The following is a 25,703-nucleotide window of genomic DNA, read 5'->3' as shown; positions in this document are numbered from 1 at the left end:
GGGCCGGCACCATGCGCAAACCTTTGATCGTTCGCATCCTGTCCGCACTGGACAGCAAACAGTGGCTGGCGCTGGGCATCTTCCTCGCCATCGCGCTGATCGCGGTGCCCATCCTCCACCTCGCGGTGCCCGAAGAAAGCGCCTTCCACGTCTCCACCTACATGATCACTCTGATCGGCAAGATTATGTGCTACGCGCTGGTGGCGGTGGCGATGGATCTGATCTGGGGCTACGGCGGCATCCTGTCGCTCGGCCACGGCCTGTTCTTCGCACTCGGCGGCTACGCCTTCGGCATCTACCTGATGCGCCAGATCGGCCGCGACGGCAGCTACCGGAGCGACCTGCCGGACTTCATGGTCTTCCTCGACTGGAAGGAACTGCCGTGGTTCTGGGTCGGCAGCGACCATATCGGCTGGGCGGCCTTCCTGGTGGTCGCCGTCCCGGCGCTGGTCGCCTTGGTCTTCGGCTATTTCGCCTTTCGCTCGCGGATCAAGGGCGTCTATTTCTCGATCATCACCCAGGCACTGACCTACGCGGCGATGCTGCTCTTCTTCCGCAACGAAACTGGCTTCGGCGGCAACAACGGATTCACCGACTTCAAGCGCATCCTCGGCTTTCCCATCACCTCCTCGGAAATGCGTCTGGTGCTCTTCGGCCTCACCGCGCTGATGCTCGCCGCGACGCTGATCTTCGCCGCCTGGCTGGTCAAATCCAAGTTCGGCCGCGTGCTGACCGCCATCCGCGACGCCGAATCGCGCGTCATGTTCATCGGCTACAACCCGCTCTGGTACAAGCTGACCATCTGGGTCATCTCCGCCGTGCTGTGCGGCATCGCCGGGGCGCTCTACGTGCCGCTGGTCGGCATCATCAACCCCTCCGAAATGAGCCCGGCCAACTCCATCGAAATCGCCATCTGGGTCGCCGTCGGCGGGCGCGGCACGCTGATCGGGCCGGTCATTGGCGCCTTCGTGGTTAACCTGGCCAAGAGCTGGTTCACCGTCAGCTTCCCCGAATACTGGCTGTTCTTCCTCGGCCTGCTGTTCATCGTCGTCACGCTGATGCTGCCGCAAGGCCTGGTCGGCCTGTGGAAGAAACTGATGGCCAGGAAAGGAGCCGCAGCATGAGCGCCGCTGAAACCACCCTCGTTGTCGATAACGTTCCGGAAGGGAGCGATGGCGCCGACCAGATGGGCCACCTCGTCACCGGCGAACTCGACCTGTCGCACGGCGTCGCGCTCTATCTCGAAGAGATCACCGTAAGCTTCGACGGCTTCAAGGCGCTGAACAACCTCAACCTGACGATCGACGCCGGCGAACTGCGCTGCGTCATCGGCCCGAACGGCGCCGGCAAGACGACGATGATGGACGTCATCACCGGCAAGACGCGGCCCGATTCCGGCATGGCCTTCTTCGGCCAGTCGATTGACCTGACGCGCCTGACCGAACCGGAAATTGCCCACATCGGCATTGGCCGCAAGTTTCAGAAACCGACCATCTTCGAGCAGCACACCGTGTTCGAGAACCTTGAACTGGCGATGAAGACCGACAAGCGCGTCTGGAAGAGCCTGATGGCCTGGCTGGCTGGCGACGAGCGCGACAAGATCGCCGAAACCCTGCGCCTGATCCGCCTCGATGGCGAAGCCGACCGCCTGGCAGGCCTGCTCTCGCACGGCCAGAAGCAGTGGCTGGAAATCGGTATGCTGCTGATGCAGGAACCGAAACTGCTGCTGCTCGACGAGCCGGTCGCCGGCATGACCGACGACGAAACCATGCGCACCGCCGAACTGTTCGTCTCGCTTGCCGGCAAGCACTCGCTGGTCGTCGTCGAACACGACATGACCTTCGTCGAACGCCTCGGCGGACTGGTCACCGTGCTGCACGAAGGCTCGGTGCTGGCCGAGGGCGATCTTGCCACGGTGCAGAATGATCAACGCGTTATTGAAGTCTATTTGGGACGCTAAAACATGCTTACCGTAGAAAATCTCAACCAGGCCTACGGCGGTAGCCACATCCTGCGCGGACTGTCTTTCGAAGTCGGAACCGGCAAAGTCACCACCCTGCTCGGCCGCAATGGCGTCGGCAAGACCACGCTGCTCAAGTCGCTGATGGGGCTGGTCAAGAGCAAATCGGGCAGCATCACTTTCGACGGCAAGGACATCACCCACCTGCCGCCGCACGAGCGCGTCAGGGCCGGCATTGGCTACGTACCGCAAGGGCGCGAAATCTTCCCGCGCCTGACGGTCGAGGAAAACCTGCTGATGGGCCTCGCCACCAAGCCAGGCAGTACGCCGATCCAGCAGCGCATTTTCGACATGTTCCCGGTCCTGAAGCAGATGATGCACCGCCGCGGCGGCGACCTTTCCGGCGGCCAGCAACAACAACTGGCCATCGGCCGCGCTCTGGCCATGGGGCCGAAGCTGCTGATCCTCGACGAGCCGACCGAAGGCATCCAGCCGTCGATCATCAAGGACATCGAACGCGCCATCCGCATGTTGGCAGAAACCGGTGAGATGGCCATCCTGCTCGTCGAGCAGTACTACGATTTCGCCGAGGCGCTGGCCGACCAATATCTGCTGATGGAACGTGGCGAGTTCATCATGCGCGGCCGCGGCGAAACGATGCCACAAGATGGAGTGCGGGAGGCGCTGGCGGTTTGATCAGCGGAAGGTTGTAAAACGAGCCAATTCAGCCCTTCAACCGGTCATTTGTTGAAAGACCGCGAACAAAGTGCAGCAGCCGTTCTGGACGATTGCCTGCCGGCAAATCCTCGGCCATGGCCCCGTTGGGATATCTCACTCGCTACGTCGGCAGTGTGGCCAGTTGCTGGCGGTGGGGTCACTCTCAATCGCTGGGCGTAAATCAGCGTTTCCTTGGCTCGCTCAGCTTGAAAACCCTCCACACGATGCACCCCCGCAAAATTCGGAAAATGCAATAAAAACGGGGGCCGCAGCCCCCGTCGATTCTCGATTTGCGCTCTTATTTTTTATCGAACGGCGTCGGACGCGGCGTTGCGTCGGCAGACGGCGGCAGGATCGGCAGCTTGAAGCTTGGCTGATCACCGGTCAGGGTCTTCAGGAAAGCCACGACCTTGGCGTTTTCCTCGGGCGTGAATTTCTTGCCGAGCTGGATGCGCGCCATCGTATCGACTGCTTCCGGCAGCGTGTTGGCGGCGCCGTCATGGAAGTAAGGATAGGTCAATTCGATGTTGCGCAGGGTCGGCACCTTGAAGTTGAAGCGGTCGGCGTCCTTGCCGGTCACCGCCGAACGACCTTCGGCCGGGCTGGAAGCCTTGTAGACCTCAACCTGCCCCATCTTCTGGAAGGAGTTGCCGCCGACGGCCGGGCCGTTGTGGCAGGCTACGCAGCCGGTGTCCTTGAACAGCTGGTAGCCGGCGAGTTCATCCTTGGTCAGCGCCTTCTTGTCGCCCTTCAGCCACTTGTCGAAGCGGGAGTTTGGCGTGACCAGGGTTTCCTCGAAGGCAGCGATGGCCTTGGTGACTTCGTCGATGGTGACCTTTTCGGTGCCGAAGGCTTTCTTGAATTCGGCGACATAGCCGGGGATGGTTTGCAGCATGTCAACGGCCAGCGTGTGGCTGAAGCCCATTTCACCCGGATTGGCGATCGGACCGCCGGCCTGCGCCTTGAGGTCGGCCGCACGGCCGTCCCAGAACTGGGCGACGTTAAGGCTGGAGTTCAGCACGGTCGGGGCGTTGATCGGGCCTTCGTTCCAGTTGTGGCCGATCGAGGTCTTGATGTTGTCGGTGCCGCCCATCGACAGGTTGTGGCAGGAGTTGCAGGAAATGAAGCCGGATTTGGAGAGGCGCGGATCGAAATAGAGCTGTTTGCCCAATTCAACCAGGGCCGGATTGGTGACTTTGGCCGGCGCGATAGGCTGGATCGGTTCCTTGTTGGCGGCGAAAGCTGTCTGGCCGATCAACGTGCCTGCGATTAGAGAAATGGCAATCGAAAGTTTGCTTTGCATAATGTCGCGCTCCGTCCTGTTGTTGAATCAGAAAACCTTGATGTCGCGCTTTGTGAGTCGCTCGATATTGATGTAGATCAAATACCTGCTTTGCACAGGAAATCGGAAAATCAATGCAAGTTTTATGTGCTAGATTGGCGAATGAGCAGGCGTTAATGTCATCCCATTACACACAACTTCAACACCTCTGCGTAACATGCTGACTTTACAAGAAATGCTGGGTGGATGTGATGGGTTGGGCAGCGGAAGAATTCAAGGCGATCGACCTGGGCGACCGGCGTCTGGACAAGCGCACGGTGCTGCTGGCGGAGCGCATGGCAGCCAATCCGATGGCCAGTATCCCGCAAGCCTGCGGCGGCTGGGCGGAAACCCAGGCGGCGTATCGTTTTTTGCGCAGGACGACATCGAATGGGAAGCCATCCTGGCCTCGCACTGGGGAAGCGCCGAAACGCGCATGCGGGTGCATCCGGTGGTGCTGTGCATCCAAGACACCACGGAACTCGACTTCAATGGTCAGCGCATTGCCGGTCTGGGGCCGCTCTCGTATGAAGCCCAACGCGGGATGTACGTGCATCCCACCTACGCGGTCAGTCCGCAGCGTGAACCCTTGGGTGTTCTGGACGCCTGGATGTGGGCACGCGAACCCAAGGACGCGAGCGGCCAACGAGGTGGCCTGCTGGAAAGCACCCGCTGGACGGAGGGCTACACCCGCATCGCGGAGTTGGCGAGCAGCATGCCGGACACCCGGCTGGTGTATGTGGCGGATCGGGAGGCGGACATCGTGGCCCTGATGGTGCAAGCCCGCGAGCTGGGGCATCCCGCCGACTGGCTGATTCGTTCCCAGCACAATCGGGCGCTTCCCGAGGGCGGCAAGCTGTGGACTGAGGTCCTGGCCAGCGAAGCGCTCGGCGGCATCCGCTTCACGATGCCTTCGCGGCAAGGACAGAAGGCGCGGGACGTTCGGCAACGAGTCTGGGCAAAGCGGGTGACGGTCTCCGACGGCAAGGGGAGCCGGATCGAGGTGAGTTGTCTGGTGGCGCGAGAAGAAAGTGCCCCCGAGGGCGTGAAGCCGGTGGAATGGCGGCTGCTGACCAATCGGCCGATTAACTCTTTCGAAGCGGCGACCGAACTGATCGACTGGTACCGGGCGCGCTGGGAGATCGAACTGTTCTTCCATGTCCTCAAGAACGGCTGCCGCGTAGAGGCGTTGCAGTTGAGCACCGTGGCGCGGCTGGAACGGGCGCTGGCGCTGTTCATGGTGGTGGCTTGGCGGATTGCCCGACTCATGCGCCTGGGCCGTACCTGCCCAGACCTGGATGCGGCCTTGCTGTTCGAGCAGGACGAATGGCAAGCGGCTTACATCCTGAATCGGAAGAAGGTGCCCAAGACGCCGCCCAGGCTCAATGAAGTGGTGCGCTTGGTGGCGATGCTTGGCGGATTTCTGGCCCGCAAGGGCGATGGCGAGCCAGGGGTGAAGACCCTTTGGCTTGGCCTTCAACGCGTCGTCGATTTCGCCGCCGGGATCAGATTCGCGAGAGAGGCTCATGCGTTATGACGCGAGTTCAACTTCAAAGTGTAATTTTGAATAATTTGTGTGTAATGGAATGCGTTAATGCCTGTAGTGCATTCCATAGCCAGCCAGCCTGTCGCCAGCCAGCCAATCTCTTCCCGCTATTTCAAGAGGGACAGTGATTTCAACGATCTCCGGATCAACTGAGGGTTTGGTTCGAGCGCCGTTTCCAGCCTGGAAACCTTGTCTCGACATGATCCGGGGTTCACCCACCTTGAGGAGAACAATTGTGGCAACCAGGAAAATCAAATCTGCGCCTATCGATATTGGCATTGGCGAATCCGACCGCAAAGCGATTGCCGCCGGATTGTCGGCACTATTGGCTGACAGTTATACCCTTTACTTGATGACGCACAACTTCCACTGGAACGTGACTGGACCGCAGTTCAATAGCCTGCATAACATGTTCATGACCCAGTACACCGAACAGTGGAATGCTTTGGATGTCATCGCCGAGCGCATCCGATCAGTGGGATTTCCCGCACCGGGCACCTACAAGGAGTTCGTCAAACTCGCCTCGATCAAGGAGGCGGAGGGGGTGCCCAAGGCAACTGACATGGTTCGACATCTGGTTGCTACGCAGGAGGCTACCGCCCGTACGGCCCGCAATCTGTTTGCACTGGTGGATAAAGTCAATGACCAACCGACCGCCGATGTGCTGACCCAGCGCATCGACGTACATGAGAAAACGGCTTGGATGCTGCGTAGTTTGCTTGAGGAGTGAGCTTCAGCAAGGGTCGATTGATAATTACTATGAATAAAATTAAAGCAATCAATTGGTTCAAATAGCGAGATCATTCTAATGTGAAGTCGTTGTTTCATTTAATCATTTCATCAGGAGAGATCAAATGGCTGCGGATAAGAACCACACGAATACCGGCGGACAATGCCCGGTCATGCACGGCGGTGTGACGTCGGCAAGCATGTCGAGCATGGATTGGTGGCCCAAGGCCCTCAACCTGGACATCCTGCACCAGCACGATACCAAGACCAACCCGCTGGGCGCGGGCTTCAACTATCGTGAAGAGCTCAAGAAGCTCGACATCGAAGCGCTCAAGAAAGACGTCAAGGAGTTCATGACCGACAGCCAGGACTGGTGGCCGGCCGACTGGGGCCACTACGGCGGCCTGATGATCCGTATGGCCTGGCATTCGGCGGGCACCTACCGCATCGCCGACGGCCGTGGCGGTGGCGGCACGGGCAACCAGCGTTTCGCGCCGATCAATTCCTGGCCGGACAACGCCAACCTTGACAAGGCGCGCCGCCTGCTGTGGCCGATCAAGAAGAAATACGGCAACAAGATCAGCTGGGCCGACCTGATCATCCTGGCCGGCACCATGGCTTATGAATCGATGGGTCTGAAGACCTTCGGTTTCGCCTTTGGCCGGGAAGACATCTGGCACCCGGAAAAAGACACCTACTGGGGCTCCGAAAAGGAATGGCTCGCCCCCAGCGGCAGCCAGGGCAGCCGCTACTCCGGCGAACGTGATCTGGAAAACCCGCTGGCCGCCGTGATGATGGGCCTGATCTATGTGAACCCGGAAGGCGTGGACGGCAAGCCCGACCCGCTCAAGACCGCGCACGATGTGCGCATCACCTTCGCCCGCATGGCCATGAACGACGAGGAAACCGTGGCCTTGACCGCCGGCGGCCACACCGTCGGCAAGTCGCACGGCAATGGCAGTGTCGCGAACCTTGGTCCGTCGCCCGAAGGTGCCGAACTGGAAGAACAAGGCCTGGGCTGGATCAACCACACCACCCGCGGCATCGGCCGCGACACCGTGACCAGCGGCATCGAAGGCGCGTGGACCACCCACCCCACCAAATGGGACAACGGCTATTTCGACCTGCTCCTCGGCTATGACTGGTGGCTGCAGAAGTCCCCGGCGGGGGCTCATCAGTGGGAACCGATCAACATCAAGGAAGAAGACATGCCGGTGGATGTCGAAGACCCGTCGATCCGCTGCAAGCCGATGATGACCGATGCCGACATGGCGATGAGGTTCGACCCGGAATACCGCAAGATCGCCGAGCGCTTCCACAAGGATCCGGCCTACTTCTCGGAAGTCTTCGCCCGTGCCTGGTTCAAGCTGACCCACCGCGACGTGGGTCCGAAGTCTCGCTACATCGGCCCCGACGCCCCGAAGGAAGACCTGATCTGGCAAGATCCGGTGCCCGCCGGCCGCAAGGACTACGACGTGGCCGCCGTCAAGGCGAAGATCGCCGCCAGCGGCCTCAGCATCAGTGAAATGGTGTCCACCGCCTGGGACAGCGCCCATACCTTCCGGGGTTCGGACAAGCGCGGCGGCGCCAATGGTGCGCGCATCCGTCTGGCTCCGCAGAAGGACTGGGAAGGCAATGAACCCGCGCGTCTGGCCAAGGTACTGGCGGTCTATGAAAGGATTGCCGCCGAGACCGGCGTCAGCGTAGCCGATGTGATCGTGCTGGCGGGCAACGTCGGCATCGAGCAGGCTGCCAAGGCTGCGGGTGTCGAGGTGAGCGTGCCCTTCGCCCCGGGGCGTGGCGATGCCACCGATGCGATGACCGATGCCGAGTCGTTCGATGTGCTCGAGCCTTTGGCTGACGGCTTCCGCAACTGGCTGAAGAAGGACTACGTGGTCAGCGCCGAGGAATTGCTGCTTGACCGTGCCCAGTTGATGCGACTGACGGCCTGCGAGATGACAGCCTTGGTGGGTGGCATGCGCGTACTTGGCACCAACCACGGTGGCAGCAAGCATGGAGTATTCACCGATCGTGTCGGTGCGCTGACCAATGACTTCTTCGTCAATTTGACCGACATGGCCTACATATGGAAACCTGCCGGGCGAAATCTGTACGAAATCCGCGACCGTAAGACTGGTGCCGTCAAATGGACGGCAACTCGCGTCGATCTGGTCTTCGGCTCGAACTCGGTTCTGCGTGCCTATGCCGAGGTCTATGCACAGGATGATAATAAGCAGAAGTTCGTACAGGACTTTGTGTCCGCCTGGACCAAGGTCATGAACGCTGACCGGTTCGATTTGGCCTAACTGCCACAGAACTCCCGGCCGGCCGGAAACGGCTGGCTGGGAATGTCTTTGTTTGAAGGCCGCCAATGCCCGGGCGAGTTACTTGTCGAGCGGCAGAAGGGAGGCTTTTGGTCGACTCCGACCCCTGCGCATTCCTGCGTATTCCCAGCCGTCCCGAGTTTCCCGGATAATTGGCGCATGACTTCGCGCCTTCCAGTGTCGTCGCCGGCGCTTTCTTCCTCCTGGCACGCTGAATTGAATCTTTCCTTCGTCCGTTCAGGCGCCAGGACGGTGTTGCGTGAAAATCGCCATCAGGGACCGCTGCGCGTGCAGAAAGCCCTCTACCCGGAAGGCGAGACGGTCTGTCAGGCCATTGTGCTGCACCCCCCGTCCGGCATCGTCGGCGGTGATCATCTCGTGATTTCGGCGGATATCGGCGGCGCCGCGCACGCCCAACTGACCACGCCCGGCGCCGGCAAGTGGTATCGCAGCGGTGGAGCGGAAGCTTCGCAGCGCATCGACTTCACGGTGGACGAAGGTGCAATGCTGGAGTGGTTGCCGCAGGAAACTATCCTTTTCGACGGCGCTTGGGCGCACATGGCCACCCATGTTTCGCTCGCCGCCGATAGCCGTTTCCTCGGCTGGGACATTCTCTGCCTCGGTCGCGCCGCTGCCGGCGAGCGTTTTACCAATGGCCGTTTTGACCTGTTTTATCGGGTCGACCGCAGCAAGCAGCCAATCTGGCTCGAACGCGGCTGTTTTGCCGGCGGCGACCCAATGTTGAACAGCACGGCCGGCTGGGCCGGCAATACTGTGTGCGGCACCTTGCTGTGCAGCTTTCCCGAACTGCCGCAACAGGCTGCTGCACTGCTCGAAGCTTTGCGTGCTATTGCTCCGCCCGACCAAGCTAACCAAGGCCTCACTGCCCTGCCCGGCGTGCTTGTCGCGCGTTACCTGGGCGACAATAGCGAAGCCGCCCGACTGTGGTTCGCCGAACTTTGGAAAATCCTGCGACCGGTCTGTTGCGGTCGACCGGCAATTTTGCCCAGAATTTGGAATACCTGAGGAGTCCGTATGGAACTGACACCCCGCGAGAAAGACAAACTGCTGATCTTCACCGCCGGCCTGCTCGCCGAGCGACGCCAGGCGAAAGGTCTGAAGCTTAACTACCCGGAAGCCGTGGCGCTGATCACCTGCGCGATCATGGAAGGCGCCCGCGAAGGCAGGACCGTCGCCGAGCTGATGCACGAAGGCACGCGGGTGCTGACCCGCGCCGACGTGATGGACGGCATCGCCGAGCTGATCCCGGAAATCCAGGTCGAGGCCACCTTCCCGGACGGCACCAAGCTGGTCACCGTCCACAACCCAATCATTTAAGGAGCGCCCCATGATTCCCGGAGAACTCCTCGCCGAACCCGGCGAACTCGAACTTAACGCCGGGCGCCCGACCATCACGCTGGTCGTCGCCAATACTGGCGACCGCCCGATCCAGGTCGGCTCGCACTACCATTTTTATGAAACCAACGCCGGCCTGAGTTTCGACCGCGAAGTGGCGCGTGGCTACCGCCTCGACATTGCAGCCGGCACTGCCGTGCGCTTCGAGCCGGGTCAGACGCGGACCGTGCAACTGGTGGCACTGGCAGGCGAGCGCAGGGTCTATGGTTTCCGTGGCTTGATCCAGGGGGCGCTATGAGCACAAAAATCACCCGCCAAGCCTATGCCGAAATGTTCGGCCCGACGGCCGGCGACCGCCTGCGCCTGGCCGATACGGAGCTGATCATCGGGGTCGAGAAGGACTACACGATCTACGGTGAGGAAGTGAAATTCGGCGGCGGCAAGGTCATCCGCGACGGCATGGGCCAGGGTCAGCGTGTCTCGGCCGAAACCGTCGATACCGTGATCACCAATGCATTGATCGTCGACGCGGTGACCGGTATCGTCAAGGCCGACATCGGCTTGAAGGACGGCCGTATCGCCGCCATCGGCAAAGCCGGCAACCCGGACATCCAGCCCGGCGTCACGATTGTCGTCGGCCCCGGCACCGAGGTCATTGCCGGTGAAGGCATGATTGTCACCGCCGGTGGCATCGATGCCCACATCCATTTCATCTGCCCGCAGCAGATCGACGAGGCGCTCTATTCCGGCGTGACGACGATGATCGGCGGCGGCACCGGCCCGGCGACCGGCACCTTTGCCACGACCTGCACGCCCGGCCCGTGGCACATCCACCGCATGCTCGAAGCGGCCGAGGCTTTCCCGATGAACCTCGGCTTTCTCGGCAAGGGCAACGCCAGCCTGCCGGAAGCGTTGCGCGAACAGGTTGAAGCCGGCGCCATGGGGCTGAAGCTGCATGAAGACTGGGGCACGACACCGGCCGCCATCGACTGCTGCCTGACGGTGGCCGACGAGATGGACGTCCAGGTCGCCATCCACACCGACACGCTCAACGAATCGGGCTTCGTCGAAGCCACGCTGGGCGCCTTCAAGGGCCGCACCATCCACACCTTCCATACCGAAGGTGCTGGCGGTGGCCACGCCCCGGACATCATCAAGGCGGCCGGCCTGCCCAATGTCCTGCCCAGCTCGACCAACCCGACCATGCCCTACACGGTCAATACCATCGACGAGCATCTCGATATGCTGATGGTTTGCCACCACCTCGACCCGAGCATCGCCGAGGACATCGCCTTCGCCGAATCGCGCATCCGCCGCGAAACCATCGCCGCCGAAGACATCCTGCACGATCTGGGCGTCTTTTCGATGATGAGTTCCGATTCGCAGGCCATGGGTCGCGTCGGCGAAGTCATCATCCGAACTTGGCAGGCGGCGCACAAGATGAAGCTGCAGCGCGGCACGCTGCCGGAAGACAACGCCCGCCATGACAATTTCCGCGTCAAACGCTACATCGCCAAATACACCATCAATCCGGCACTGACGCACGGCATCGCGCACACCGTCGGCTCCATCGAAGTCGGGAAGCTCGCCGACCTGGTGCTGTGGAAACCAGCCTTCTTCGGCGTCAAACCGAGCCTGATTTTGAAGGGCGGCATGATCGCCGCTGCCGCGATGGGCGATCCCAACGCCTCGATCCCGACGCCGCAGCCGGTGAATTACCGGCCGATGTTCGGCAGCTTCGGCAAGGCGCTGAAAACCTCGGTCACCTTCGTTTCACAGGCGGCGCTCAAGAACCCGGCGGTTGTCGCACTAGGCCTGAGCAAGGCGCTGATCGCCGTTTCCGGCACGCGCAAGCTCCAGAAGTCGGACATGGTACATAACGATGCCACGCCGGAAATCACCGTCGATCCGGAAACCTACGTGGTCAAGGCCGACGGCGTGCATCTGGTCTGCGAACCGGCGACCGAGCTACCGCTGGCCCAACGTTACTTCCTGTTCTGAGCATGTTGATCCTCAACCAACGTACCACTCAGGCCGCTACAGATTCGGTCGCGCTCGCCTACGACGAACGCAAGCGCAGTCGCCTGAAGGTCACGCTGGCCTCGGGTGCCGAGGCCGGCATCTTCCTCGAGCGCGGCGACCACTTGCATGGTGGTGACAAGCTGGCGGCAGAGAACGCCAGTGCCATCGTCGAAATTCTCGCCGCGCCGGAGAAACTGATCGAAGCCATGGCCGACAGCCCACTGCTCTTCGCACGCGCCGCCTACCACCTTGGCAACCGCCATGTTCCGGTGCAAATTCTGCCGACCGATAACGGCGGCAAGCTGCGCTTTCAGACCGACCATGTACTGGCCGAAATGGTCAAAGGCCTCGGCTGCACGGTGGCCGAAACCGAAGCGCCTTTCCAGCCCGAATCCGGTGCCTATGGCGGCGGTCATCACCATCATGGCGACGCCGACGATCAGGCGCCCGACCTGCACAACCCCGGCCACGGCCCGCACCGTTCCGTGCCAAAAATCCACCAGTTCAAGCCGCGATGAAACAGACCATCAGTTTCATCACTCTCGGCGTGGCCGATCTGGAACGCAGCCGGAGCTTCTATCGCGCCCTTGGCTGGCAGGAGTCTTCCGGCAGCGAGGCCGCTGTCGCCTTCTTTCAGGCGGGCAGTGTGGCGTTTGCGTTATTCGGGCGTGATGCCCTGGCCGATGATGCCAAGGTGTCGCCAACCGGTTCGGGTTTTCCTCGTTTTTCCCTGGCCCACAACGTTGCCACGGAAGCAGAGGTCGATACGCTCATTCAGGAAGCCATCGCGGCTGGCGGAAGTCTGGTTCTGGCCGGGGAGAAAGCACCGTGGGGCGGCTTTCGCGGCTATTTTGCCGACCCGGATGGCTTTCTCTGGGAAGTCTGCTTCAATCCCTTTTTCTCGCTGGACGAGCACGGCTTCGTGGTACTACCGGCCTGAATCCGATGCACACCAGCCTGCAACTCGTCCGCCTGCTCCAACTGGCCAGCCCGGCCTTGCCTGTCGGCGCCTATACCTATTCGCAGGGGCTGGAATGGGCCGTCGAATCCGGCGTCATCCGCGACGAGGCCTCGGCGGGTCGCTGGATCGCCGATTTGATGCAGCACGGTATCGGCTGCTTCGAGGCGCCACTGGTCGCCGCGCTGATGACGACGTGGTCAGCCGGCGACAGCGCCGAAATCCCCAACCTCAATGCGGAATTCCTCGCCAGCAGGGAATCTGCCGAACTGCGTGCCGAAACGGTCCAGATGGGTTTTTCCCTGCGCCGCCTGATTCGCGATTTGTGCGACGACTCGCTGGCCAAGCTTGCAAGCAGCGTAGAAGCACTGCCGGAAGTCGCTTTTCCTACTGTCTGGGCCGGCATCGCCGCTGCCTGGCAGATCGACCCCGAAGCCGCCCTGACAGCCTACCTGTGGTCATGGGCCGAAAATCAGGTGATGGCTGCGCTGAAAGCCGTGCCGCTCGGTCAGGCAGCGGGACAGCGCCTGCTGGCAAATCTGGGTGGCAATATTCCGGCTGTTGCGGTCAACGCCAAAAATCGCCCAAAAAAGCTGTGGTCCAACTTTACGCCGGCCTTCGCCATCGCCTGCGCCCGCCACGAAACCCAATATTCACGCCTTTTCAGATCGTAAATTATGAGTAAACAAGCCCTCAGAGTAGGTATCGGTGGCCCTGTCGGATCCGGCAAAACCGCCCTCACGCTCGCCCTCTGCCGGTCACTGCGCGAGCAAGTCGACATGGCTGTCGTCACCAACGACATCTACACCGCCGAGGACGCCAAGTTTCTGGTCAACCACTCTGCACTGGCACCCGAACGCATTATTGGTGTCGAAACTGGCGGTTGCCCACACACCGCCATCCGCGAAGACGCCTCGATCAATCTGGAAGCCATCGATCGGTTGCAGCGGGCCTTTCCGGATATCGAGATGATTCTGGTGGAATCGGGCGGCGACAACCTGGCCGCCACCTTCTCGCCCGAGCTTTCCGACCTGACCATCTACGTGATTGACGTCGCCGCCGGCGAGAAAATCCCGCGCAAAGGTGGCCCAGGCATTACCAAGTCCGATCTGCTGGTCATCAACAAGATTGACCTAGCTCCCATGGTCGGCGCCTCGCTAGACGTGATGGCAACCGATGCAAAGGCCCAGCGCGGCGAGCGCCCCTTCGTGTTTACCAACCTAAAAACTGGTCATGGGCTGAATACCGTTATTGAATTTATCCGTGAGAAAGGAATGCTGACTTGAATCTTCGTCGATTCGAAATTTGGATGGGATAAGTTGCGCAACTTCTCCATCATCAACAGTGAAATGGAAACGAGATCCCCACGTTGTCATACGCCACCTTCGGACCGAATTATGTCGTTTGCCCGTTATTGCCAAATCAAAGGCTGCAGCTCGTCGCTCAATTACGCTAATGGGCAGCAATTCCACGCATTGCTGTCTGATAGATGCAATCTGCCGAATTTTAACAAAGGTGGAGTTGGTCGCATAGCCTGTCCGGCAGGTATCCGATTAGAGCTGCCCCTTCTATGACCGCTCAGGCGAACCGCCGTATGGCCGGTCTTGGCCGAACCCGGACAATCTCCATCTTTCCCCAAAACCTTCGACCGCAACGAGCTTGACCAGGAAATGCCTGTCTCTGAAGGCAACGCGGCTAGCGGTGTCGGCCGCCGCTGCGATGCAGTTGCGGTCCACTCGGCTTTTGGCTCGAATTCCGGACTTGTGGCTTGCTCGGCATTTGCGGCATGCGCGGACCACGCGGCGGCGGCACCGGGCGCGGCGCGGCATGGGCGGTCGGCTCGAAGCCGGCGATTTCCTCGTGTTCTAGCGTGCGCTTGATCAGCTTCTCGATGTCGCGCATGAAGGCGCGTTCGTCGTGACTGACCAGCGAGATCGCCTCGCCTTCCATGCCGGCACGGCCGGTGCGGCCGATGCGATGCACGTAGTCCTCGGCGATGTTGGGAATCTCGTAATTGATGACATAAGGAAGCGAATCGATGTCGAGCCCACGCGCCGCGATGTCGGTCGCGACCAGCGCCACCAGCTTGCCGTCCTTGAAGTCGCCGAGCGCGCGGGTGCGCGCGCCCTGCGACTTGTTGCCGTGCAGCGCGGCCGACTTGATGCCGGCTTTTTCCAGGTGACGCGACAGCGCATCGGCGCCGTGCTTGGTCCGGGTGAAGATCAGCACCTGATGCAGGCCGCGCGTTTCAAACAGATGCAGCAGCAGGTCTTTCTTCTGCTCGCGGTTGGTCGTAATGACGCGCTGGCTGACCGTCTCGGCCGCCGTGTTACGCGCCGCGACATCGACCGACACCGGCTCATGCAGCAGGCCGCCAGCCAGTTCGCGGATGTCCGGCGAGAAGGTGGCGGAGAACATCAGGTTCTGCCGTTGTTTCGGGAGCAGCGCGATGATCTTGCGAATGTCGCGGATGAAGCCCATGTCGAGCATGCGGTCAGCTTCGTCGAGCACCAGAATTTCGATCGCGCCGAGGTCGACCGTGCGCTGCTGGACGTGGTCGAGCAGGCGGCCCGGCGTGGCGACCAGGATATCGATGCCGCGGCGCAGGCTGGCGATCTGCGGGTTGATGCCGACACCGCCGAAGACGGCCAGCGAATTGATCGGCAGGTGCTTGCCGTAGGTGCGCACGCTTTCCTCGACCTGGATCGCCAGTTCGCGGGTCGGAACCAGAACCAGCACGCGCGGTCGCTTCGAGGTGCGGGTACTGGGGCCACTGGCCAGGCGATGCAGGATTGGCAGCGTGAAGCCGGCGGTCTTGCCGGTGCCGGTTTGCGCCGTGGCCATCAGGTCGTGGCCGGTCATCACGGCGGGAATCGCCTTCTGCTGGATAGGCGTGGGCGTGTCGTAACCCTGCTCGCCGATGGCGCGCAGGAGTTCGGCCTTGAGGCCGAGTTCGGTGAATAACATGGAAACTCCAGGCAGCGCCGGCAGAACCGGCGACCGCGTTTGAATCAGATCAGAGAGAGGCCGCGTTCAAGATCGGCCTGAAGATCCTCCACCGCTTCGAGGCCGACCGCGATGCGCAGCAACCCTTCCGTGATGCCAGCCGCGGCCCGGGCTTCGGGAGTGATGCGGCCATGCGTGGTGGAGGCGGGATGGGTAATGGTGGTCTTGGTGTCGCCCAGGTTGGCGGTGATCGAGAGCAGCCGGCAGTTATCGACAACCCGCCAGGCCTGCTCGCGGACGCCCTTCACCTCGAAGGCGACAATGGCGCCGCCGGACTTCTGCTGCGCTTGTGCCAGCGCATGTTGCGGATGCGACGGCAGGCCGGGGTAGAAGACGCGCGCCACCTTGGGGTGCGCTTCCAGCCAGGTGGCGAGTTGCAGCGCGTTGGCCGATTGCGCCTCGACGCGCAACTTCAGGGTTTCCAGACCCTTGAGGAGGACCCAGGCGTTGAAGGCGGAGAGCGTCGGCCCGGCCGTGCGCAGGTACTTGAAAACCTCTTCGGTCAGCTTCCGCGGACCGCACACCGCGCCGCCGAGGACGCGGCCCTGACCGTCGAGAAACTTGGTCGCCGAATGAATGACCAGATCGGCGCCGAGTTCGAGCGGCCGCTGCAGGATCGGCGTGCAAAAACAGTTGTCGACGGCGACCAGAATGCCGTGGGCATGGGCTGTTGCGGTCAACGCCCGAATATCGGCAATTTCGGTCAACGGATTCGACGGCGTTTCGAGGAAGAACAGCTTCGTTTCCGGGCGGATCGCCGCTGCCCAGGCCGCCGGGTCGGTCTGCGCGACGAAGCTTGTCGTGATTCCGGTGCGCGGCATGATGTTCGAAAAGAGCTGGACGGTTGCTCCGAACAAGCTGGTAGACGCAACGATGTGATCGCCATTTTTCAGATGCGCCAGCACGGTGGCCATGATCGCCGACATGCCGCTCGCCGTGGCGATGCAATCTTCCGCACCCTCGAGCACCGCCAGACGCTGTTCGAACGTGGTGACGGTCGGATTGGAAAAGCGAGCGTAGACGTTCCCGCTCTCCTCGCCGGAAAAACGCCTGGCCGCCTGGGCCGCATCCTTGAAGACGAAGCTGGAGGTCAGGTAGAGCGCCTCGGAATGCTCGCCAAACTGGCTGCGTTCCTGGCCAATACGAACGGCCAGTGTTGCCTGCCGGTAGTTCGGCGCGTCCGGCATCAGTCCCGGCCTGCCGATGCCAGCTGCAAAACGAGTTGCTGGGCGGACTGGCCGTCGCCCTCGCTGTCGCTATCGCCATCACTGTCGTCTTCGTGGTCACCCAACTTCCTGGCACGATTGCCTTCGACGGCATCGAGGTAGTATTCGTCGACATCGCCGGTGATATAGCAACCGTCGAAGCAGGAAGCATCGAAATCCGTCAGGTCGGAGCGAATGCTTGTCACCGACTGCTTGAGCGCTCCGATATCCTGATAAACCAGCGCATCGGCGCCGATCTCGCGGGCAATGCCGTCTTCGGTACGGCCGGTGGCGATCAGTTCGGCGCGCGTCGGCATGTCGATGCCGTAAACATTGGGGAAGCGCACGGGCGGCGCCGCCGACGCGAAGTAGACCTTCACCGCCCCGGCGGCGCGGGCCATTTCAACGATCTCGCGACTGGTTGTGCCGCGCACGATGGAGTCATCAACGAGCAGCACACGCTTGCCCTTGAATTCCTGTCCCACGGTGTTGAGCTTCTGGCGCACCGATTTCCTGCGCATCGACTGGCCAGGCATGATGAAGGTGCGACCAACGTAGCGGTTCTTGACGAAACCTTCGCGGAATGGAATGCCCAGCGTCTGAGCCAGTTGCATGGCAGACGGGCGACTCGAGTCCGGAATGGGAATAACCACGTCGATCTCGGCCACCGGGATGGACTTCCGGACCTTTTCGGCCAGGAATTCGCCCATCGCCAGACGCGCTTCGTATACCGAGACGCCGTCGATGACCGAATCGGGTCGTGCCAGATAGACGTATTCAAAAATGCACGGTGCATAGGTCGGCTGCTGCGCGCACTGCATGCTGTGGAACTGGTGGTTGAGATCGATGAACACCGCCTCACCCGGTTCGATATCGCGAACCGTCTCGAATCCCAGCGTGTCGAGGGCGACCGATTCCGAGGCAACCAGGTACTCGGTACCGGCTTCCGTCTCTTTCTTCCCGTAGACCAGGGGGCGGATGCCGAACGGATCCCGGAAGGCGAGCAGGCCGTAGCCGGCGATCAGCGCAACCACGGCATAGGCGCCCCGGCAGCGGCGATGAACGCCAGCGACGGCCTGAAAAATGCTTTCCGGATAGAGTTCGTAGCCATGGGCCGACGACTGCAGTTCGTGCGCCAGCACGTTGAGCAGGACTTCGGAATCGGAATTGGTGTTGATATGACGGCGGTCGAGACGGAACATCTCGACCTTCAACTGTTCGGCGTTGGTGAGGTTGCCATTATGGCCAAGGACAATACCGAACGGCGAATTGACGTAAAAAGGTTGCGCCTCGGCAAAGTTAAAGGCTGAACCGGCGGTCGGATACCGCACATGGCCGATCCCCCAGTTGCCGAGCAAGGCACGCATGTTGCGGGTCCGGAAGACGTCACGGACCAGCCCCGGCCCCTTGTGCAGGTTGAACGTATTGCCTTCCGCCGTGGCAATCCCGGCTGCATCCTGGCCGCGATGCTGCAGGACCATCAGGCCATCGTAAAGCAGTTGGTTGACTGACGATGTCGCCACCACACCGAGAATCCCGCACATAGTCCTATCCGCCTAACTGAACCGAATTCGCTTTGCCAGATCGTCTGGCATCCAGGGCCTCGCCGCCAGCACGGCCGTTTGCAGCGGTAGCGCCAGCGTCGCCTGCTTCCACCAGATCTGCCGCGGTGCCGCGGTCATGCCACCCACAGCGACCAGGATCATGACCAACAGAACGCCGCGCGCCAGGCCAAAAAACATGCCCAACAGGCGATCCGAGAGACTCAGTCCCAACGCATTGACCATGCTGCGTACCGCCAGGCGCACCAGCGACATGGCCACCAGCACCCCGATGAAGACCAGCGCACAACCGGCAAGGGCGCGCACCGCCGGATCGGCGATCCCGCCAAATACCATTTGTCCGCTCTGCGCCCCGAATTCCAGCGCGGCCATGAAGGCCAACACCCAGGCTGCCAGTGCCATCATTTCACTCACCACGCCCCGCCATAATCCAAGCAACAGTGAGATGGCCACGATACCTATCACCACATAGTCGAAAACTGCCATCACTTACCTGAGATCACGCCCGAAACGCCGACCTGCTTCATTCTTTCGAGCGCCTGTTCGGCTGCTTCGCGGCTGGCGAACGGTCCTGCCCGAACTCGGGTCTTCTTGCCTCCCGGCGTATCGAGCGGTTCGACGTAGCTCTTGACGCCTTTCTCGGAGATCTTGCTCCGGAGAGTCTTGACGTTGTCCTCGTTGGCAAAGGCACCGATCAGGATCACAAATTCACCTGACTTGGCTGGCGCCGCAACCGGTGGTGCGCTTTGCCCGGCGAGGATAGCCGCCGCCCGCCTGGCTTCCGCCGACGATTCCGTGGCAGCATGTTTCTCCGGGGTCTTCTCGGAAGTCTTCTCGGGCTTGCGGGCCGGCTTTTCCGCAGGCTTTTCCGCAGGCTTTTCCGGCTTTGGAACCGGTTTCTCGGTCTTCGCCGGCGCTTTTTCCGGCGCCTTGTCAGGCGGACTCCCGGCGGCATTTTCCTCGGGCTTGTCCTTGGCGACCACGGACGGCTTGCCACCAGGTTTCGCCGCCACGGTTTCGTCAGAGCCCTTCTCGCCAGGTGTCGGTGACTTGCTCTCGACGGCCTGCTCGGCCGGCTTCGCATCAGGCTTCTCAACCGGAGTCACGGCGAACTTCGGCGCAAACGGCTTTTCGTCCTGCCCCGGTATGCGGATTTCAACATCCCGGACCGCCTGCTGCGGTTCGTGATCCATCACCATGGGCAGAACCACGGCAACCACCGAGGCAAAGACGATCGCGCCGACCAGCCGGCGGCGGGCGACCTTCTTTAATTGAGACTGAGTGTCGTTGTCTTCCATGATTAGGGTTTCGCACGCAGCGCTTTTAGCGCTCCGGCCACCGTTAAGAAGGATCCGAAAGCGACGATTCTATCACTTTCGGCGGCTTGTCCCCTGGCCGCCTGCATGGCAGCCCGCGGCGAGCCATGGCAGATAATCTCGCCGCCCAGTCGTGCAGCGGTAATGATTGCCGCCAGCGACTCCGCCGGAGTGCCGCGCGGCCCCTCCAGCGTCGCCGCGTGCCAGAAATCGATCTTGTTCCTGAGCGGCTGGAGCGCGCCCCGGATATCCTTGTCGCCGAGCATGCCGACCACCGCATGGGTGCGATCGAAGAAGCCCATGCTCGAGAGATTGTCGGCGAGAACTCCAATCGCCTGCGGGTTGTGAGCGACGTCGAGGACGATCGCCGGCTTGCCCGGAATCACCTGGAAGCGCCCGGGAAGTTCGGTTGAGATCAATCCCGGGCGGATCGCCTGCATGGTCACCGGCAGGCGGTCGCCCAGAGCATCCAGCGCCGCCAGGGCGACGGCGGCGTTGTGTAGCTGGGTCACCCCGCGCAGGCCGGGATAGGCTAGGGAACGCTTCAGCAGTTTGTCACCGGATCTGCACCACCAGCGCCATTGCAGGCGATTCTCCGGGTCACGCTCGAAACCGAAGTCGCGGCCGACAAGACGCAGGTCGGCGCCGATGGATGCCGCATGATCGAGGAGGCTCTGCGGCGGGTTCGCGTCGGCGCACAAGGCCGGCTTGCCCGCCCGGTAGATGCCAGCCTTCTCGAAACCGATGCTCGCGCGGTCCGTCCCCAGCCACTCGGTATGGTCGAGCGCAACCGTGGTGACGATGGAAACATCGGGTTCGTAAGCGTTGACGGCATCGAGTCGGCCACCGAGGCCAACCTCGAGGATCGCCGCCTCGACCCCGGCGGCGGCAAAGACCTCCCACGCAGCCAACGTGCCGAACTCGAAATAGGTCAGCGCGACATTGCCGGCTTCTTGCCGAGCCATTTCCACGCGGGCAAAGGCGGCGCACAGCGCCGCGTCGCTTGACTCCTGGCCATTCACGCGCACCCGCTCGTTGTAGGCCAGCAGGTGTGGCGAGGTGTAACAGCCGACATTGTAGCCGGCGCGAGCGATGATGTTCTCCAGATAGGCGCAGGTCGAGCCTTTGCCGTTGGTCCCGCCGACCATGATTACCGGACAGTGCTGGCTCTGGCCCAGCGCCTCCTTGACCTGGTCGATGCGCTCGAGGCCCAACTCAATTCCTGCCTGCCCCCCAGGGCGCAGACTCTCGAGGTAAACCAGCCAGTCGTCAAGAACGTTCGGCACTTGGGAAATATCTCTTGATGCCGAATACGCGGATTGGTGCGTACAGACCTCGGCGCCGGAATGTCCCGGACCGGAGGAATCGATCAACGTCCATCAGCGGAATCCGCATCAAACGCTTCTCAAGCCGCCACCGGCAGTCTTTTCAGCAGCGCCAGCACGCGGGCGACCTGGTCGCGTAACTGGCGCCGGTCGACGATCATGTCGATGGCGCCCTTCTGGAGCAGGAATTCCGAACGCTGGAAGCCCTCGGGCAGGGTTTCGCGCACAGTCTGCTCGATGACGCGCGGTCCGGCAAAGCCGATCAGCGCCTTGGGCTCGGCAATGACAATATCGCCGACAAAGGCGAACGACGCCGAGACCCCGCCCATGGTCGGGTCGGTCAGAATCGAGATGAAGGGCTGTCCAGCCTGCGCGAGGCGGGTCAGCGCCGCCGTCGTCTTGGCCATCTGCATCAGCGAAAAGAGACCTTCCTGCATGCGCGCGCCACCCGATGCGCTGACGCAGATGAAGGGCATACCCTGTTCAACGGCCGTATTGACGCCGCGTACGAAGCGTTCGCCGAGCACCGAGCCCATCGAACCGCCCATGAAGTTGAACTCGAACGCCGCCGCAACCACCGGGATGGTCTTGATCGTCCCCTGCAGACAGACCAGCGAATCGCTCTCGCCGGAAGCCTCACTGGCCTCCATCAAGCGATCGGGATAGCGTTTGGAATCCCTGAATTTCAGCGTGTCGACCGGAACCACCTCGGCCCCGATTTCGCTCCGGCCCTCGGCGTCGAGCAAGAGATTGAGGCGTTTTCTGGCATTCAGGCGATTGTGGTGGCCGCACTTGGGACAAACCTGGAGATTCTTTTCCAGATCGGTGGCATAGAGCACGGCCTCGCAAGACGGGCACTTGCTCCACAGGCCTTCGGGCAGCGTGCCGCGGCGCTGGATGCCCTCCTGACGCTTGATCTTGGGGGGCAGGAGTTTGTTGAGCCAACTCATTTTTCCACCTCATCGACACCGCGACGGATATCCGCGACCAGCGCTTTTACATTGGCACAGGCGGTTTCCGCCGTTGATTTCTCGATTTCCTCGATGATCCGGCTGCCGACCACCACCGCATCGGCGATGCCGGCGATACGTGCCGCAGTCGCCGCGTCACGGATACCGAAACCGACGCCGACCGGCAGGCCAGTCTTTTCCCGGATCAGCGGCAGCCGTTCGGCCACCGCATCGACATTCAGAGCGCCGGAACCGGTCACGCCGGCCAGCGAAACGTAATAGACATAGCCGCTGGCGACCTCGGCCACCCGCTCGATGCGCGCTACGGTTGACGTCGGCGCCAGCAGGAAAATCGGATCCATGCCGTGCGCCTTCATCGCGGCGCCGAAGGTGGCCGCCTCTTCCGGCGGGTAATCGACGACCAATACGCCATCTATACCGGCCTGCGCGGCAGCCGCCGCAAATTTTTCCAGGCCCATTGCCTCGATCGGGTTGGCATAGCCCATCAGCACTACCGGCGTCATGGCATCATCCTGGCGAAAATCGATGACCAATTGCAGCACCTTGCGCAGCGTCATGCCCTTGGCTAGCGCCCGTTCGGAGGCGCGCTGGATAGTCGGGCCGTCGGCCATCGGGTCGGAAAACGGCACGCCAAGCTCGATGACATCGGCGCCGGCCTCGACCAGCACATGCATCAGCGACAGCGTCAGGGCAGCATCCGGATCGCCGGCGGTGATAAACGGAATCAGCGCCTTGCGACCTTCGCCATTCAGGCGTTCAAAAACGGATTTGATGCGCGACATCAGAAAACTATTCCTGATTTTTCGGCCACGGTATGCATGTCCTTGTCACCTCGGCCGGAGAGGTTGACCAGCAGAATCTTGTCTTTGCCCAGCGTCGGCGCCAGCTTCGCAGCATAGGCCAGCGCGTGACTCGATTCGAGCGCCGGGATGATACCTTCGATCCGGCACAGCGTATGGAATGCTTCCAGTGCTTCGCCATCCTTGATCGGCACGTACTCGGCGCGCCCGATGTCCTTCAGCCAGGCGTGTTCCGGGCCGACGCCGGGATAGTCGAGGCCGGCGGAAATCGAATGCGTCTCGATAATCTGACCGTTCTCATCCTGCAGCAGGTAGGTGCGGTTGCCATGCAGGACACCGGGAACGCCGGCGATCAGCGAAGCAGCGTGATGTCCGGTCTCGACACCCTCGCCGGCTGCTTCGACACCGATCAAGCGCACGTCCGGCAGGTCGATGTACGGGTAGAAAATACCCATTGCGTTGGAACCGCCGCCGACGCAGGCGATCACCGCATCTGGCTGGCGGCCGGTCATTTCCGGCATCTGCACGAGGCACTCCTCGCCGATGATCTTCTGGAAGTCGCGCACCAACATCGGATACGGGTGCGGCCCGGCGACCGTGCCGATGATGTAGAAGGTGTTGTGGATGTTGGTCACCCAGTCGCGCATTGCCTCGTTGAGCGCATCCTTCAAGGTTTTCGAGCCACTTTCGACCGGCACTACCGTCGCACCGAGCAGCTTCATCCGATAAACGTTGGCGGCCTGACGCTTGATGTCCTCGCTGCCCATGTAAACGATGCATTCCATGCCGTAGCGAGCCGCCACCGTGGCCGTGGCGACGCCGTGCTGGCCGGCGCCGGTTTCGGCGATGACGCGCGGCTTGCTCATGCGCCTGGCGAGCATGGCCTGGCCGATGCAGTTGTTCACCTTGTGGGCACCGGTATGATTGAGGTCTTCGCGCTTCAGGTAGATCTGCGCGCCACCGAGGATTTGCGACCAGCGCTGGGCGTGATAGATCGGCGACGGACGGCCGACGAAGTGCTTCAGTTCGTATTCGTATTCGGCACGGAATGCCGGATCGGCCTGCGCTTCGGCATAGGCCACCTTAAGCTCATCGAGCGCCGCGAAGAGTGTCTCGGCCACGAAGACACCACCATAAGGACCGAAATGACCCTTGGCGTCGGGGAAGTTATAGTGATTCATCAGCTTTCCGTACAGCCGCCACAAAAGCGGCAATTTTCGAGTGATCCTTGATGCCCTTGCCCATTTCCACTCCGGACGAAACATCAACTGCCACCGGCCGCACGCGGCGCATGGCCTCACCGACGTTCGTTGCGGTCAACCCGCCGGAAAGCACCAAAAATCCGGGCAGGTCCGGCGGAATCAGCGTCCAGTCGAAGACGTCTCCACCACCCCCGTAGCCGTCGACAAACGCATCCAACAACAAACCGCGGGCATCGGGAAACGCGCGGGCGAATTCTACCAGATCGAGCCCCGGCCTCACTCGTGCCGCACGCAGATAGGGGCGGGCAAACTGACGACAATACGTCGCGTCCTCGTCGCCATGAAACTGCAGGAGGCTGATCGGTAGCGCCGCGCACACAGCATGCACGGCTTCCGGCGACTCATTGACGAACAGGCCGACGACATCGACAAAGGGAGGAATCCGCTGTGCCAACTCGGCTGCCCGCTGCGGCGACACATAACGCGGGCTGGACGGATAAAAGACAAAACCAAGCGCATCGACACCGGCGGCTACCGCAGCGTCGACATCTTCCTCGCGGGTCAGTCCGCAAATCTTGATACACGTTTTCAAGCGAATACTCCATCCAGGAAATCGTCGGCCGGGCCCGGCAATCCCCAGTGCGGCTCATAAATCGGCCCACGGAAATACAGGCCGGCGGGCGAAAAAGTCGGCGCTGCCAGCTTGCGATCCTTCGCCAGCAATAAGTCGTCGACCCAGCTCGGCGCCTGTGCCCCCTTGCCGATCTGGACCAGGGTGCCGACCAGATTGCGCACCATGTGATGCAGGAAGGCGCTGGCCTCGAAATCGAAGATGAGCAAACTGCCGCGTTGCCGGATGTCGGCCCGCCACATCGCCTTGACTGGCGTCTTCGCCTGGCAACCCGCTGCTCGGAAAGCAGAGAAATCATGCTCGCCGATCAATTTTTGCGCCGCCTCGCGCATCGGATCGAGCGCCAACGGAAGGTGGAACCAGCCAACCCGCCCCTGCCACAAACCCGGGCGCTGCGGACGATTAAGCAGCAGGTAGCGGTAGCGCCGGCCGCGCGCGCTGAAACGGGCATGAAATTCGGCGTCGACCGGCTGCGCCCAGCATACCGCGACGCCATCCGGCAGGTGTGAATTGATGCCACGCACCCAGGCCGATAGCGGACGCTTGACGCTGCATTCGAAATGCACGACCTGATGCGTCGCATGAACTCCGGCATCGGTTCGTCCGGCACAGATCACCGCGAGCGGTTCATCGGCAATCTTGCACAACGCAGCCTGCAGCGCATCCTGGACAGTCGCGCCGCCCGCCTGACTTTGCCAGCCGTGAAACGGGGTGCCGCAATACTCGACGCCGAGGGCGATCCTCTGGATCGT

At 61.7% G+C, this 25,703-nt stretch carries 25 protein-coding genes and 1 pseudogene; 14 read left to right on the top strand and 12 right to left on the bottom strand.

Going from position 1 to position 25,703, the window contains the following annotated elements:
* Positions 1–11: 11 nt before the first annotated feature.
* Genes urtC through urtE form a run of 3 tightly spaced genes read left to right on the top strand, consistent with a single transcriptional unit; the run spans position 12 to position 2,656 of the window.
* Complete coding sequence (gene urtC, locus IPP03_18810) at positions 12–1,124, top strand: urea ABC transporter permease subunit UrtC (GenBank protein ID MBL0354601.1); 1,113 nt, start codon at positions 12–14, stop codon at positions 1,122–1,124.
* Positions 1,121–1,960, top strand: coding sequence for an urea ABC transporter ATP-binding protein UrtD (urtD, locus tag IPP03_18805; protein ID MBL0354600.1), 840 nt, complete (start codon positions 1,121–1,123; stop codon positions 1,958–1,960). Before urtC ends, urtD begins: the two co-directional genes overlap by 4 nt.
* A gap of 3 nt (positions 1,961–1,963) precedes the next feature.
* A complete protein-coding gene (urtE, locus tag IPP03_18800) occupies positions 1,964–2,656 on the top strand; it encodes an urea ABC transporter ATP-binding subunit UrtE (protein MBL0354599.1) in 693 nt (230 codons plus the stop codon).
* Between the two features lie 319 nt (positions 2,657–2,975).
* On the opposite strand, the gene IPP03_18795 is transcribed toward urtE, so the two are convergent.
* A complete protein-coding gene (locus IPP03_18795; protein ID MBL0354598.1) occupies positions 2,976–3,980 on the bottom strand; it encodes a cytochrome-c peroxidase in 1,005 nt (334 codons plus the stop codon).
* Positions 3,981–4,240: 260 nt separating this feature from the next.
* Here IPP03_18795 and IPP03_18790 point away from each other — a divergent pair.
* From IPP03_18790 to ureG, 11 genes and pseudogenes are all read left to right on the top strand, one after another.
* A pseudogene (locus tag IPP03_18790) lies at positions 4,241–5,535 on the top strand (IS4 family transposase).
* A 208-nt stretch (positions 5,536–5,743) separates the two neighbouring features.
* Positions 5,744–6,274, top strand: a complete 531-nt coding sequence (locus tag IPP03_18785; GenBank protein MBL0354597.1) for a DNA starvation/stationary phase protection protein — start codon at positions 5,744–5,746, stop codon at positions 6,272–6,274.
* 124 nt (positions 6,275–6,398) lie between these two features.
* On the top strand, positions 6,399–8,579 hold the full coding sequence (gene katG / locus IPP03_18780; protein ID MBL0354596.1) for a catalase/peroxidase HPI: 2,181 nt from the start codon (positions 6,399–6,401) through the stop codon (positions 8,577–8,579).
* Positions 8,580–8,756: 177 nt separating this feature from the next.
* Complete coding sequence (locus IPP03_18775; GenBank protein ID MBL0354595.1) at positions 8,757–9,623, top strand: urease accessory protein UreD; 867 nt, start codon at positions 8,757–8,759, stop codon at positions 9,621–9,623.
* 9 nt (positions 9,624–9,632) lie between these two features.
* Complete coding sequence (ureA, locus tag IPP03_18770; protein ID MBL0354594.1) at positions 9,633–9,935, top strand: urease subunit gamma; 303 nt, start codon at positions 9,633–9,635, stop codon at positions 9,933–9,935.
* Positions 9,936–9,945: 10 nt separating this feature from the next.
* Entirely contained in the window at positions 9,946–10,251 is a 306-nt protein-coding gene (locus IPP03_18765; protein MBL0354593.1) for an urease subunit beta, read from the top strand.
* A complete protein-coding gene (gene ureC / locus IPP03_18760) occupies positions 10,248–11,954 on the top strand; it encodes an urease subunit alpha (protein ID MBL0354592.1) in 1,707 nt (568 codons plus the stop codon). The genes IPP03_18765 and ureC overlap by 4 nt, the downstream gene beginning before the upstream one ends.
* A 2-nt stretch (positions 11,955–11,956) precedes the next feature.
* A complete protein-coding gene (ureE, locus tag IPP03_18755) occupies positions 11,957–12,493 on the top strand; it encodes an urease accessory protein UreE (protein ID MBL0354591.1) in 537 nt (178 codons plus the stop codon).
* Positions 12,490–12,915, top strand: coding sequence for a VOC family protein (locus tag IPP03_18750; GenBank protein MBL0354590.1), 426 nt, complete (start codon positions 12,490–12,492; stop codon positions 12,913–12,915). Before ureE ends, IPP03_18750 begins: the two co-directional genes overlap by 4 nt.
* A 5-nt stretch (positions 12,916–12,920) precedes the next feature.
* Positions 12,921–13,607, top strand: a complete 687-nt coding sequence (locus tag IPP03_18745) for an urease accessory protein UreF (protein ID MBL0354589.1) — start codon at positions 12,921–12,923, stop codon at positions 13,605–13,607.
* Positions 13,608–13,610: 3 nt separating this feature from the next.
* Positions 13,611–14,219 (top strand): urease accessory protein UreG, encoded by a 609-nt coding sequence (gene ureG, locus IPP03_18740; GenBank protein MBL0354588.1) that lies wholly within the window; start codon positions 13,611–13,613, stop codon positions 14,217–14,219.
* A gap of 409 nt (positions 14,220–14,628) precedes the next feature.
* On the opposite strand, the gene IPP03_18735 is transcribed toward ureG, so the two are convergent.
* The 11 genes from IPP03_18735 to truA all read right to left on the bottom strand — a co-directional run bounded on the left by IPP03_18735 (position 14,629) and on the right by truA (position 25,700).
* A complete protein-coding gene (locus IPP03_18735; protein ID MBL0354587.1) occupies positions 14,629–15,900 on the bottom strand; it encodes a DEAD/DEAH box helicase in 1,272 nt (423 codons plus the stop codon).
* Between the two features lie 44 nt (positions 15,901–15,944).
* Positions 15,945–17,126 (bottom strand): O-succinylhomoserine sulfhydrylase, encoded by a 1,182-nt coding sequence (locus IPP03_18730; protein ID MBL0354586.1) that lies wholly within the window; start codon positions 17,124–17,126, stop codon positions 15,945–15,947.
* Entirely contained in the window at positions 17,126–18,688 is a 1,563-nt protein-coding gene (purF, locus tag IPP03_18725) for an amidophosphoribosyltransferase (GenBank protein ID MBL0354585.1), read from the bottom strand. The genes IPP03_18730 and purF overlap by 1 nt, the downstream gene beginning before the upstream one ends.
* 12 nt (positions 18,689–18,700) lie before the next feature.
* A complete protein-coding gene (locus IPP03_18720) occupies positions 18,701–19,192 on the bottom strand; it encodes a CvpA family protein (protein ID MBL0354584.1) in 492 nt (163 codons plus the stop codon).
* Positions 19,192–20,004, bottom strand: coding sequence for an SPOR domain-containing protein (locus IPP03_18715; GenBank protein ID MBL0354583.1), 813 nt, complete (start codon positions 20,002–20,004; stop codon positions 19,192–19,194). Before IPP03_18715 ends, IPP03_18720 begins: the two co-directional genes overlap by 1 nt.
* A gap of 2 nt (positions 20,005–20,006) precedes the next feature.
* Positions 20,007–21,308, bottom strand: a complete 1,302-nt coding sequence (gene folC, locus IPP03_18710) for a bifunctional tetrahydrofolate synthase/dihydrofolate synthase (protein MBL0354582.1) — start codon at positions 21,306–21,308, stop codon at positions 20,007–20,009.
* Positions 21,309–21,427: 119 nt separating this feature from the next.
* Entirely contained in the window at positions 21,428–22,297 is an 870-nt protein-coding gene (locus IPP03_18705) for an acetyl-CoA carboxylase carboxyltransferase subunit beta (protein ID MBL0354581.1), read from the bottom strand.
* Entirely contained in the window at positions 22,294–23,100 is an 807-nt protein-coding gene (locus tag IPP03_18700) for a tryptophan synthase subunit alpha (GenBank protein MBL0354580.1), read from the bottom strand. Before IPP03_18700 ends, IPP03_18705 begins: the two co-directional genes overlap by 4 nt.
* Positions 23,100–24,299: a tryptophan synthase subunit beta gene (trpB, locus tag IPP03_18695; protein MBL0354579.1), complete on the bottom strand. Its 1,200-nt coding sequence runs from the start codon at positions 24,297–24,299 to the stop codon at positions 23,100–23,102. Before trpB ends, IPP03_18700 begins: the two co-directional genes overlap by 1 nt.
* Entirely contained in the window at positions 24,286–24,912 is a 627-nt protein-coding gene (locus IPP03_18690) for a phosphoribosylanthranilate isomerase (protein MBL0354578.1), read from the bottom strand. Before IPP03_18690 ends, trpB begins: the two co-directional genes overlap by 14 nt.
* Complete coding sequence (truA, locus tag IPP03_18685) at positions 24,909–25,700, bottom strand: tRNA pseudouridine(38-40) synthase TruA (protein ID MBL0354577.1); 792 nt, start codon at positions 25,698–25,700, stop codon at positions 24,909–24,911. The genes IPP03_18690 and truA overlap by 4 nt, the downstream gene beginning before the upstream one ends.
* Between the last annotated feature and the right edge of the window lie 3 nt (positions 25,701–25,703).

The organism is Candidatus Dechloromonas phosphoritropha, assembly GCA_016722705.1.
In the GTDB taxonomy this organism is placed as follows: domain Bacteria; phylum Pseudomonadota; class Gammaproteobacteria; order Burkholderiales; family Rhodocyclaceae; genus Azonexus; species Azonexus phosphoritrophus.
This window is presented reverse-complemented; position numbering and strand designations above follow the sequence as displayed.

What these genes read in the sequence shown, in the direction of transcription:
- ureA (MBL0354594.1), top strand. Translation starts at nt 9,633, where the DNA reads ATGGAACTGACACCCCGCGAGAAAGACAAACTGCTGATCTTCACCGCC.
- IPP03_18705 (MBL0354581.1), bottom strand. Translation starts at nt 22,297, where the DNA reads ATGAGTTGGCTCAACAAACTCCTGCCCCCCAAGATCAAGCGTCAGGAG.
- IPP03_18735 (MBL0354587.1), bottom strand. Translation starts at nt 15,900, where the DNA reads ATGTTATTCACCGAACTCGGCCTCAAGGCCGAACTCCTGCGCGCCATC.
- IPP03_18785 (MBL0354597.1), top strand. Translation starts at nt 5,744, where the DNA reads ATGATCCGGGGTTCACCCACCTTGAGGAGAACAATTGTGGCAACCAGG.
- IPP03_18745 (MBL0354589.1), top strand. Translation starts at nt 12,921, where the DNA reads ATGCACACCAGCCTGCAACTCGTCCGCCTGCTCCAACTGGCCAGCCCG.
- IPP03_18730 (MBL0354586.1), bottom strand. Translation starts at nt 17,126, where the DNA reads ATGCCGGACGCGCCGAACTACCGGCAGGCAACACTGGCCGTTCGTATT.
- trpB (MBL0354579.1), bottom strand. Translation starts at nt 24,299, where the DNA reads ATGAATCACTATAACTTCCCCGACGCCAAGGGTCATTTCGGTCCTTAT.
- ureE (MBL0354591.1), top strand. Translation starts at nt 11,957, where the DNA reads ATGTTGATCCTCAACCAACGTACCACTCAGGCCGCTACAGATTCGGTC.
- urtD (MBL0354600.1), top strand. Translation starts at nt 1,121, where the DNA reads ATGAGCGCCGCTGAAACCACCCTCGTTGTCGATAACGTTCCGGAAGGG.
- IPP03_18765 (MBL0354593.1), top strand. Translation starts at nt 9,946, where the DNA reads ATGATTCCCGGAGAACTCCTCGCCGAACCCGGCGAACTCGAACTTAAC.
- purF (MBL0354585.1), bottom strand. Translation starts at nt 18,688, where the DNA reads ATGTGCGGGATTCTCGGTGTGGTGGCGACATCGTCAGTCAACCAACTG.
- IPP03_18750 (MBL0354590.1), top strand. Translation starts at nt 12,490, where the DNA reads ATGAAACAGACCATCAGTTTCATCACTCTCGGCGTGGCCGATCTGGAA.
- urtE (MBL0354599.1), top strand. Translation starts at nt 1,964, where the DNA reads ATGCTTACCGTAGAAAATCTCAACCAGGCCTACGGCGGTAGCCACATC.
- IPP03_18700 (MBL0354580.1), bottom strand. Translation starts at nt 23,100, where the DNA reads ATGTCGCGCATCAAATCCGTTTTTGAACGCCTGAATGGCGAAGGTCGC.
- katG (MBL0354596.1), top strand. Translation starts at nt 6,399, where the DNA reads ATGGCTGCGGATAAGAACCACACGAATACCGGCGGACAATGCCCGGTC.
- IPP03_18715 (MBL0354583.1), bottom strand. Translation starts at nt 20,004, where the DNA reads ATGGAAGACAACGACACTCAGTCTCAATTAAAGAAGGTCGCCCGCCGC.
- IPP03_18775 (MBL0354595.1), top strand. Translation starts at nt 8,757, where the DNA reads ATGACTTCGCGCCTTCCAGTGTCGTCGCCGGCGCTTTCTTCCTCCTGG.
- ureG (MBL0354588.1), top strand. Translation starts at nt 13,611, where the DNA reads ATGAGTAAACAAGCCCTCAGAGTAGGTATCGGTGGCCCTGTCGGATCC.
- IPP03_18720 (MBL0354584.1), bottom strand. Translation starts at nt 19,192, where the DNA reads ATGGCAGTTTTCGACTATGTGGTGATAGGTATCGTGGCCATCTCACTG.
- IPP03_18795 (MBL0354598.1), bottom strand. Translation starts at nt 3,980, where the DNA reads ATGCAAAGCAAACTTTCGATTGCCATTTCTCTAATCGCAGGCACGTTG.
- ureC (MBL0354592.1), top strand. Translation starts at nt 10,248, where the DNA reads ATGAGCACAAAAATCACCCGCCAAGCCTATGCCGAAATGTTCGGCCCG.
- urtC (MBL0354601.1), top strand. Translation starts at nt 12, where the DNA reads ATGCGCAAACCTTTGATCGTTCGCATCCTGTCCGCACTGGACAGCAAA.